The following is a 9718-nucleotide window of genomic DNA, read 5'->3' as shown; positions in this document are numbered from 1 at the left end:
CATCGGGGCTGCGGCATTCGGCGTCATACCGGCCGCCGTTGCCTTTGCCATCGGGGTTCTGATTGCCATGGTGACCCGCGTGGTCGCCCCGCGCAATGTCTATGACGCGGTCGATTGGCCGGTGATTGTCCTGCTCGCTGCCCTGATCCCGGTGGCAAATGCCATGGAAACCACCGGCACGGCCGATCTGATTGCCCGCTTCCTGTTAAACTGGGTCGCACAGGGGAATGCCATCATAGCGCTCGGCCTGATCCTGATCATCACCATGACGCTGTCGGATTTCATGAACAATGCCGCCACCGCGGCCGTCATGTGCCCGATTGCGATTGGCAGTGCCGGCCATCTCAACGTCAATCCCGACGCCTTCCTGATGGCGGTCGCCATCGGCGCTTCCTGCGCCTTCCTGACCCCAATCGGCCACCAGAACAACACCCTCATCCTCGGCCCCGGCGGCTTCCGCTTTGGTGATTACTGGCGGCTTGGCCTGCCGATTGAAATCATCGTCGTCGCGGTCGGCGTGCCGATGCTTTTGTGGGTTTGGCCGCTGTAACGAAAAAGGGCAGCGTCGGGCTGCCCTTTTTTAATTCGCTCTGATATCGGTTTAACTATCAAAGCCAAGGTTCGGCACCGCAAGCCCATTGGCACGACACGCCGAAATCAGGGTGTTGTTGAGCAGGCAGGCAATCGTCATCGGGCCGACACCACCCGGAACCGGGGTAATCGCACCGGCAACTTTGGATGCGGTTTCGAACTCGACATCACCGACAAGTTTCATTTTGCCCTCGGCCCCTTCAACGCGGTTGATGCCGACATCAATCACGGTGGCACCCGGTGCGATCCAATCGCCCTTGATCATGTTGGGGCGGCCGACGGCGGCAATGACAATGTCCGCACGGCGGACTTCTTCGGGCAGGTCACGGGTGCGCGAATGCGCGATGGTCACCGTGCAGCTTTCTTTCAGAAGCAACTGCGCCATCGGCTTGCCCACGATGTTGGACCGGCCAACAACCACCGCCCGCATCCCCGACAGATCACCAAGGGTATCTTTAAGAAGCATCAGGCAGCCATAAGGCGTGCAGGGCGCAAAGCCCTCGCCCCCGGTTGCCAGCGCACCGGCATTGACGACATGAAATCCGTCAACATCCTTGGCCGGATCGATGGCTGCAAGGATCGCCTGATCGTCGATATGTTTGGGGACCGGCAACTGGCACAGGATGCCATGCACATTCGGATCGGCATTCAGCTTCGCAATCAGCGCGAGAAGATCTTCCTGAGACGTATCAGCCGAAAGCTTGTGCTCATACGAATTCATGCCGCATTCGATGGTCTGCTTGCCCTTGTTGCGGACATAAACCTGGCTTGCCGGATCTTCGCCGACCAGAATAACCGCAAGACCCGGCGTAACGCCGTGCGCATCTTTGATCTTGGCCACTTCTGCTGCGATGTCGCCGCGCAATTTGGCCGCGAATGCTTTGCCGTCGATGATTTTTGCGTCGCTCATATGTCTTGTCCGCCCGTCAATTCATGAAGTTGCGCGATGAGTGCGTCCGGATCGCCTGAAATTTCCAGCACCTTGTTGCGGTCCGTATGCCCGGCAACAATTTCGACTGACGATTTAGGCCATTTGGCCGTTTTTGCCAAAAGCTTTATCAGGGCGATGTTCGCCTTGCCATTTTCGGGCACGGCCGTAACCATTACCCTGATCTGCTGCTGCCCGTTGCCGTCAACGCCGACCCCGGCAATCGCATTTCGCGAAGCCTTTGGTGTCAGGCGCAAAAACAGCCGGATACCCGATCCATCCGCCAAGGTATCGCAGAACGGTTTTCCCATCCCGACGGTTTAGTACCCCAGCAACGCCGCGCGCACGTCTGTCTGAATCAGCATGTTGGCGAATTGCAGGATCAGAATCAGGATGATCGGCGAAATATCAATGCCGCCCAGATTCGGAATGATCCGGCGGATCGGTCGCAATGCCGGTTCAGTAATCCGGTACAGGAAATCACCAACCATATAAACGAACCGGTTGCTGGAATTGATCACGTCAAATGCCACAAGCCATGAAAGGATTGCCGAAGCAATCAGCATGAAAATGTAGATACCAATAACGGTGTCAATAAGCCAAAAAATCGCCAGCATCGCCGCTCCTTCTTGCAGTCGGTCCAGATCGGGCCGATCTGATCGGAATTGTGTTAACACGCTGCAAAACCTAGTCGGCCTTGGCCCTGGGCGCAAGCATAGAGCGCCTAATTTGCGATGCTTTGATCAAGTTTTCCACATGATGTGACTTGCTTCACCAGACATCGTGCATTTTTGGCCCCACCATCGCGTTTGAATGACCCGCAAAATCTCCTTCCCCAGACAGTTTCTGTCAGGAGAAATGTCAGGATAAAGTCATCAGGCTTGCCAGCCTTGCCTATCCCATCCAAGAATGCGCTGCCATCAAACGACAAAGAAGGATCGATCATGTCGACGAACACGCTCCCCCGTTGCAAATGGGCCGAAACCCATCTCGACAAGCCGTTTTACGTCGACTACCACGATCAGGAATGGGGCGTTCCGGTCCATGATGACCGGCACTTTTTCGAAATGCTGATCCTCGAAGGTGCGCAGGCGGGTCTTAGCTGGCTGACCATTCTGGCACGGCGCGACACCTATCGCGCGGCTTACGATAATTTCGATGTCCAGAAGATCGCCCGGTATGACGAAGCCAAACAACAATCGCTTTTGGCCGATCCCGGCATCATCCGCAACCGGGCCAAGGTCGCGGCAAGCATCCTGAACGCCAGGGCCTTCATCGAAATCCAGAAGGAATTTGGCAGTTTTGATGCCTATATCTGGGATTTCATTGGCGGCAAACCGGTCATCAACCACTGGAAGGTCATGTCTGACGTGCCCGTATCCACAGCACTTAGCGATGCCCTGTCCAAGGACCTCAAGAAACGCGGCATGAAGTTTGTCGGCACCACGATCATGTATTCCTTCATGCAGGCAACCGGCCTTGTGATGGACCACACCACCGATTGCCACTGCTACCCGGCACTTTCGGCTTAACGCGTCGATCCCCGGACAAGCAGACTGGTTTCCAGCACGCGGCTGTCACTTTCCGCCTCGCCAAGCGCCATTTCAGCCGCCAGCCGCCCCTTTTCGACGGAATCCTGTCGGATGCTCGATAATGGCGGGTCGGTGCGTTCGCCTTCCGCAATCCCGTCAAAGCCGATCACCTTAAGATCATCGGGGATTTTGCGACCTGCGGCCCGTGCACCATCAAGTGCGCCGATGGCAATCACATCGGACATCGCCAGAATACCATCGATTTCCGGGTGGTCGCGTAACATGGTTTCGACCATTTCGGCACTGTGTGATGACATGTTTTCGCATTCGATATGGACGATATCCTCGATCGCGATCCCGGCCTTTTTAAGGGCTGCGTGATATCCGCCAAGCCGTTCGCGCACCACACGGTGGCTGACCGCCCCGCGGCGTTTGGCATTCATCGGGCCGAAATTTTCCGCCTTGTTGGCCTGCAGGGACAGGATGGCGAATTTGCGCGCGCCGCAATCAATCAAATGCTGGGCTGCCATTTGCGCCCCGGCAAAATCATCAAGCACCACGGTGCCCGCCGCCCCGGCAATATCGGTATCGATGCAGACCAATGGCTGGTTGCGCCGCTGAATGGCGGAAATGATGTCATTGTCATCGGAATAGCAATGCACCAGAAACGCGTCGACGGCGGCATTGTTGATCGCCGTAATCGCCTGTTCGGGGTTTTCGGCGGAAATGATCATCATATTGACCGCCTGCCGGGCACATTCCCGCCCGACACCGCGCAGAAGCTCAATCGCCACCGGGTCGCTAAAGGCATATTCAAGATTATCGGGAAACACCACGCCAAGCGCCCCGGCCTTGCCGGTCCGCAACATGCGCGCCATCACATGCGGCCCGCGATAGCCAAGCTCCTTGGCAACTTCCAGAATGCGTTCCCGGACTTCCTTGCGTACCAGATCCGGCTTGCCAAAGGCATTTGATGCCGTGCCCTGCGATACCCCGGCCGCCTTGGCCACATCCAGAAGACGTACCCGTTTTGCCATCCTTGCGATGTCTCCCCTTTATTCACCCCGGCTTGCGGATTAACCGACCATCACGTGACATTTTTTTTGAATCGGTTCATCCCGATATTGACAGAACCCCTTCTGAACCGCCACACTGCATTCATTGAATCGATTCATTATTGCACGCATCGATTGCACAACAGCCTACGCGTTTGTCCGTTTGCACCCTGGTGTTGACGGGTTTTCCCGGCAATCTCGAATTGCTGACTTCAAGCCGCCCTGACCGGGGCGGCTTTTTTCAAAGCCCCCCGAACTCATCGGCCGCGCACCTTGTTTTCCGGCGCCGTATGGCGGAATGTCAGGTTGATTCGTGGCCCGATCTGGCGCGCGGTTTTGGGTATCTGATGCAACCAGTGATGCTGTGTCGCGCCGCGCATGATCAGCAATGAATTATGCGGCAAATCGACACTAACCCGGTCCCCGGTTTTCTTGTGCCGGAAATGGAACCGGCGTTCCTCGCCAAATGACAGGCTGGCAATGACCGGATTTTCGCCCAGCACATCCTCGTCATCAGCATGCCAGGAAACACTGTCGCGCCCGTCGCGATAATGGTTCAGAAGAACCGTGTTAAACGACGTATCCGATTTTTCTTCCGCCAGATCGCGAAGTGGGGCGACGATTTTCGGAAAAGGCGATGCCGGGTGATAGACACCGCTATAACGATAGGCCACATCGCCATACCATGCTGTCAATCGCGGCACGGCAATTTCGCGCCCCATCAGCTTGGCAATTTCCTGCTGCCAGACAATGCCGCTTAAAAGCCGTTCAAACGCACGATCCGCATCACTTGCCGCCATGACTTCACGCAACAGCAATGCCTCCCCGTCAAAGGGCAGCAGATTGTGTGGTGGTTCATTGGCAAACAGATCGCCCGTCATTTTTATCCCCGGTCTAACTTACCCAAGACCTAGGACGAACCGTCGATGAAAACAAGCAACAGCTTATGGAAATCGGCGTTATTACAGACGCTTGTGTAATGAAGGTCTCTGCCGGAGGGACCTGCTAACCATTATTTATGTCAATCCCGGCCTTGTCGGCATAACGTTCGACATCGTCAACGCTAAGTCCAACCGCGGCATAAAGATTGATGGTTTCCAGTTCCAGATCGGTTTCCGCATCCGCCAGATCCTGCTGCGACTGCGTCAGGGTGCGTTGCGAATCAAGAACATCAAGGAAGTTCGAAAGCCCCTGAACATACCGCACCCGGGACTGCTCGAACGCCTGACGATGATAACGCACCGATGAAATCAGGGAATCGCGTTGCTGGACCGCCCCGACATAGCCGTAAATCGCACTTTCAACATCCTGAATGGCGACCAGAAGGGTCTGCTGATAGCTATAAAATGCCTGCTGCGCCTGTTGTTCGGCAACATCGATATCGGCCTGCCGTGCCCCACCGTCATAAAGCGTCGCATCAATCACCGCCCCGATGGCGGCCATCGCAGTCTGGACAATCGGCCCGGTGCCATATCCCGTCGCCCCCAACGCCACCGACCCGTCCAGCGTCAATTCAGGATAAAGATCGGCGGTCTGGACACCGATTTCGGCGGTCGCGGAAATCAACGAAAGCTCGGCCGCGCGGACATCGGGACGACGGCGCAAAAGGTCGGCTGGAATGCCAATCGGCGGCGCACTGTCAAATTCAGGCAGGGGCTGCACATCGACCAGACGGTCGCGATAGGTTCCCGGCTGTGCCCCCAGAAGGATGGCAATCGCATTGATCGACCGGTCAATATCGGTCTGCAATGTCGGCAATGTCGCCTCGATATCGGAAACCTCGGCACGGGCACGCGAAAGATCAAGCTCGGACGCCAGCCCCGTCTGCATCCGGACCTGAACGATGTTACTGGTCTGGCGTTGCAGATCAAGCGAACTGCGCAGCAATTCCTGACGCTTCTGCGTACCGCGCAATTCGATATAGTTGCGCACGATATCGGCAATCACCGTCAGGTAAACGTCTTCGCGCAGATAAACCTGTTCCAGATAATCCGCCAGCGCCACTTCGTCTTCACGCTGCTGCCCGCCCCAGACATCCGCCGTCCATGAAAAATCGATACCAGCCCCAAATCCGAGATCCGTCGTCTGATCGCCGCGTTCACGCGATGATGTGCCACGTTCGGCATCGCCATTCACACTGGCGCCGACCTCGATGCCATTCGCCCCCGAAACGCCGCGCGCCACCGCACGGGCTTCTTCGATCCGGCTGGCCGCGATCCGCAAATCAAGGTTATTGGCAAGCCCAAGCGCGATCAGATCACGCAAAACCGGATCACTCGTACTTTCCCACCAGCGGCCATGATCGGCCTGATTGGCGGCAATCACCGGCACCGGCGGGGTATAGGCTCCGACAAGATCAAATTTCGGTGCAACATAATCCGGACCGACCGTCTGACAGGCCGAAAGTCCGATCATCAGTGGCAGGGCACAACAGATTGAAAGACGTTTTACAGACATTCTAGCTGGTACTTCCTTCAATCTCGCCCTTGTCCGGGATGCTTTCCGCAGCCCGCAACTGGCTTTGCAGTTTCTTGCCGCCATCGGCACGGGCCGACACCAGCGGCGCCAGCAAAAGGTATAAAACCGGTGTCAGGAACAGGGTAAAGACCGTCGCAAAACCGAGCCCGCCAAACACCACCCAGCCAATCGCGGCACGCGCCTCCGCCCCGGCCCCGGTGCCGAGCACAAGCGGCAAACCGCCAAGCACGGTTGAAATCATCGTCATCATGATCGGGCGCAGGCGGATCATAGCCGCATCATGCACCGCTTCGCGCACTGATTTACCGGCATCGCGCAACTGATCGGCAAATTCCACTACCAGAATGCCGTTCTTGGCCATAAGCCCGACCAGCATCACCAACCCGATCTGGCTATAGATATTGATCGATGTGCCGCTAAGGCCCAGCGCATAAATCGCCGCTGCCAACCCGAACGGAACGGTCAGGACAACCACAAGAGCCGACATGAAGCTTTCGAACTGCGCGGCAAGCACCAGCAACACGACAAGCACCGCAATCAGGAACGTGATCTGCACATCATGCGACGTTTCGCCAAGTGTCGCCGCATCGCCAAGGAAAAGGACGCTCATGCCCGGCGGCAGCACCCTGTCTGCAACCTCGTCAATATCGACAACCGCCTGCTGCAGGGTATAACCCGGCGCAAGATTGCCCGAAATCTTGACCGCACGCTGCTGCCCTTCGCGTTCAAGTTCGGATGCAACCGCTTCTTCGGTCAGGCTGATGACCGATGACAGCGGCAAAATACGCCCCTCGCCATTACTGACAAACAGGTTCTCAAGATCGGATGGATCATTGATGCTGCCCGCGCTGCTGCGCAGCTTCACCGGGATGTTTTCATCATCCACCGTGATCTCGGTAACTTCATATCCTTCGATCATCGTGCGAAGGGTTGTATCAAGACTTTCAATCGGAATGCCAAGGTCAAAGGCGCGCTGCCGGTCAATATTCACCAGCAATTGCGGCTGTGTCGTCTGATAAGAAACCCGAAGCCCGACAAACTGGGGATAATTCGCCTCAAGCTCCTGCTGCATGGCGCGCGCATTTGCCGCCAGCGTGCGGTAATTCGTCCCCGTCAGGGCAAATTCAAATCCCTCGCCGGTACCACCGCGCAAACCAAGGCTGTTGGGCTGATAGACAAAGGCCTGAACACCGGGCAATGCCTCAAGACTTCCACGGATCGAATTGCTGATATCCTGCTGGCTGCGGCTGCGCTCGTCCCACGGTACCAGTGGTGCAATCACAAGCGCTCGGTTCGGATCCCAAAGCCCGACAATCGTATAGATGTTATAGGCATCCCCGGCCTCGACAATCGGACGCAGGATGTTTTCAACCGTTTCGACCTGGCGGTCCATGTAATCGATGCCAACCCCGTCCGGCCCGCGCAGCGATACAAGAATACGACCGCGATCCTCGTCGGGCAGAAGTTCCTGTGTGACCGTGTTATAGACCCCAAATGCCAGCACCCCGGCAAAGATCGACACGATCAGGGTAATCAGCGGGAACCGCAAAACCCATTCCAGAATGTATTTGTAAACACCCGAACAATAGAGGCCAATCCGTTCAAGAAAGTTGGGCTTGGTATCCCTGTCCCCGTCATGCGGGTCAATATGCTTTAACCGCGATGCCAGCATCGGACACAGTGACAGAGCCACAAACGAAGACACCGCAACCGAAAATGCCAGAACGAACCCAAATTCCCGGAACAAACGCCCCGCCGTGCTTGGCAAAAACGAAATCGGCACAAACACCGATACCAGCGTCAGTGTGGTGGCAATTACCGCAAAAAACACCTGCCGCGTCCCCAGAACCGCGGCCGCCATCGATCCCAACCCCTGATGACGGCGGCGCTGGATGTTTTCCAGCACCACAATCGCATCATCAACAATCATCCCGGTCGCCAGAACAAGCGCCAGCAGCGTCAGGATATTGATCGAAAAGCCCATCATCCAGATCGCGGCCACCGTCCCGACCAGCGCGATCGGAATGGTCACCGTCGGAATAAGCGTCGCGGTAAAGGACCGCAGGAAAAGATACAGAACCCCGATCACGATAATGATCGCTAGCGCCAGACTGTTCAGAACTTCCCAAAGCGCGCCTTCGATAAACACCGCATCGTCGGAGTTCACGAACACGTCGATATCGTCGTACTGATTGTTCAGGCGCTGGGCCACGTCGCGGATGCCGTCCGATATCGCAATCGTGTTTGACTGCGCCTGCCTGACAACACCAAGTCCGATCACGGTCCGGCCATCAAGGCGCACATAGGATGTCGCATCATCGGGCCCGTAATAAACATCCGCCACATCACCCAGCCGCACCTGATTGCGGATGAACATCTGTTTGACGTCCTCGACCTCCCAGACCGACGCATCCGCCCGGACAAAAAGCTTCTGATCGCTGGAATCAAAACTGCCGGCGGGAATGTCGAACTTGGCGGTTTCCAGAACATCCGCAACGTCCTGAACCGAAAAGCCGTAACTGGCCAGACGCAGCGGATCGACACGAACATGAAGAACCTTTTCGCGTTCGCCATTGATCGTGATTTCGGCCACACCGGGCACGGAAAGCAGCGCCGGGCTGATCTGGTCATCGACAATATTGGCAAGCTCTTCCTCGGTCAGGCGGTTGCTGACCACTGCCAGTCGCATGATCGCACTAGCATCAGCATCGGCCTTGACCACGCGAACATCCTCAACCTCGTCCGGAAGGCTTCTGGATGCGCGGCTGACCGCTTCGCGAATGTCATTGGCGGCATCATTGATTTCGATGTCGGGATAAAATTCGACGCGAACTCGCGACGTGCCTTCTTCGCTGTTCGAACTGATGCGTTTGACACCGCTGACCCGTGATGCAGCCCCTTCTAGGATACTGGTCACCTCGGCATCGACCGTCTCGGGCGATGCCCCGTCATAGGTGGCATAAACCGTGACGGTCGGCTGATCAACGTTGGGCAGCTCGCGAATTTCAACGCCCAGCATCGCAGCAAGGCCTGCCAGAATGATCAGAAGCGACACCACGGAAATAAGAACAGGGCGACGGATGCTGAGTGACGCCAGATCATTCTGGTTTTCGTTCTGATTTCCGTCCTGCATG

9 protein-coding genes are annotated in these 9718 nt (G+C 56.6%); 2 read left to right on the top strand and 7 right to left on the bottom strand.

The window, feature by feature from the left end; all coding sequences use genetic code 11:
- Positions 1 to 550: SLC13 family permease (locus TH5_RS23590; RefSeq protein WP_208638531.1), on the top strand; the 550-nt coding region annotated here is incomplete at its 5' end.
- A 51-nt stretch (positions 551 to 601) separates the two neighbouring features.
- Here TH5_RS23590 and folD read toward each other — a convergent pair.
- The 3 genes from folD to TH5_RS23575 are packed head-to-tail and all read right to left on the bottom strand — an operon-like array spanning position 602 to position 2136.
- The gene (gene folD, locus TH5_RS23585) at positions 602 to 1501 is read right to left on the bottom strand and encodes a bifunctional methylenetetrahydrofolate dehydrogenase/methenyltetrahydrofolate cyclohydrolase FolD (protein ID WP_114123922.1); all 900 of its coding nucleotides are present in this window, start codon (positions 1499 to 1501) and stop codon (positions 602 to 604) included.
- Positions 1498 to 1830 carry a DUF167 family protein gene (locus tag TH5_RS23580; protein WP_114123921.1) on the bottom strand — a complete coding sequence of 111 codons (333 nt, stop codon included), beginning with the start codon at positions 1828 to 1830 and terminating at the stop codon, positions 1498 to 1500. The genes folD and TH5_RS23580 overlap by 4 nt, the downstream gene beginning before the upstream one ends.
- 9 nt (positions 1831 to 1839) lie before the next feature.
- Positions 1840 to 2136 (bottom strand): YggT family protein, encoded by a 297-nt coding sequence (locus TH5_RS23575; RefSeq protein ID WP_007089155.1) that lies wholly within the window; start codon positions 2134 to 2136, stop codon positions 1840 to 1842.
- Positions 2137 to 2463: 327 nt separating this feature from the next.
- Between TH5_RS23575 and TH5_RS23565 the strand changes: the two genes are divergently transcribed.
- Positions 2464 to 3051: a DNA-3-methyladenine glycosylase I gene (locus TH5_RS23565; protein WP_114123919.1), complete on the top strand. Its 588-nt coding sequence runs from the start codon at positions 2464 to 2466 to the stop codon at positions 3049 to 3051.
- On the opposite strand, the gene TH5_RS23560 is transcribed toward TH5_RS23565, so the two are convergent.
- The 4 genes from TH5_RS23560 to TH5_RS23545 all read right to left on the bottom strand — a co-directional run bounded on the left by TH5_RS23560 (position 3048) and on the right by TH5_RS23545 (position 9717).
- The gene (locus tag TH5_RS23560) at positions 3048 to 4088 is read right to left on the bottom strand and encodes a LacI family DNA-binding transcriptional regulator (RefSeq protein WP_114123918.1); all 1041 of its coding nucleotides are present in this window, start codon (positions 4086 to 4088) and stop codon (positions 3048 to 3050) included. The genes TH5_RS23565 and TH5_RS23560 overlap by 4 nt on opposite strands.
- Positions 4089 to 4363: 275 nt before the next feature.
- The gene (locus tag TH5_RS23555) at positions 4364 to 4987 is read right to left on the bottom strand and encodes an alpha-ketoglutarate-dependent dioxygenase AlkB family protein (protein WP_114123917.1); all 624 of its coding nucleotides are present in this window, start codon (positions 4985 to 4987) and stop codon (positions 4364 to 4366) included.
- 124 nt (positions 4988 to 5111) lie between these two features.
- Positions 5112 to 6563, bottom strand: a complete 1452-nt coding sequence (locus TH5_RS23550) for an efflux transporter outer membrane subunit (RefSeq protein WP_114123916.1) — start codon at positions 6561 to 6563, stop codon at positions 5112 to 5114.
- Between the two features lies 1 nt (position 6564).
- The gene (locus TH5_RS23545; protein ID WP_114123925.1) at positions 6565 to 9717 is read right to left on the bottom strand and encodes an efflux RND transporter permease subunit; all 3153 of its coding nucleotides are present in this window, start codon (positions 9715 to 9717) and stop codon (positions 6565 to 6567) included.
- Between the last annotated feature and the right edge of the window lies 1 nt (position 9718).

Source organism: Thalassospira xianhensis MCCC 1A02616 (assembly GCF_003326475.1).
Taxonomy (GTDB): domain Bacteria; phylum Pseudomonadota; class Alphaproteobacteria; order Rhodospirillales; family Thalassospiraceae; genus Thalassospira; species Thalassospira xianhensis.
This window is presented reverse-complemented; position numbering and strand designations above follow the sequence as displayed.

Excerpts from the sequence above, each read along its gene's own strand:
- folD (WP_114123922.1), bottom strand. The coding sequence starts at position 1,501 with ATGAGCGACGCAAAAATCATCGACGGCAAAGCATTCGCGGCCAAATTG.
- TH5_RS23580 (WP_114123921.1), bottom strand. The coding sequence starts at position 1,830 with ATGGGAAAACCGTTCTGCGATACCTTGGCGGATGGATCGGGTATCCGG.
- TH5_RS23575 (WP_007089155.1), bottom strand. The coding sequence starts at position 2,136 with ATGCTGGCGATTTTTTGGCTTATTGACACCGTTATTGGTATCTACATT.
- TH5_RS23565 (WP_114123919.1), top strand. The coding sequence starts at position 2,464 with ATGTCGACGAACACGCTCCCCCGTTGCAAATGGGCCGAAACCCATCTC.
- TH5_RS23560 (WP_114123918.1), bottom strand. The coding sequence starts at position 4,088 with ATGGCAAAACGGGTACGTCTTCTGGATGTGGCCAAGGCGGCCGGGGTA.
- TH5_RS23555 (WP_114123917.1), bottom strand. The coding sequence starts at position 4,987 with ATGACGGGCGATCTGTTTGCCAATGAACCACCACACAATCTGCTGCCC.
- TH5_RS23550 (WP_114123916.1), bottom strand. The coding sequence starts at position 6,563 with ATGTCTGTAAAACGTCTTTCAATCTGTTGTGCCCTGCCACTGATGATC.
- TH5_RS23545 (WP_114123925.1), bottom strand. The coding sequence starts at position 9,717 with ATGCAGGACGGAAATCAGAACGAAAACCAGAATGATCTGGCGTCACTC.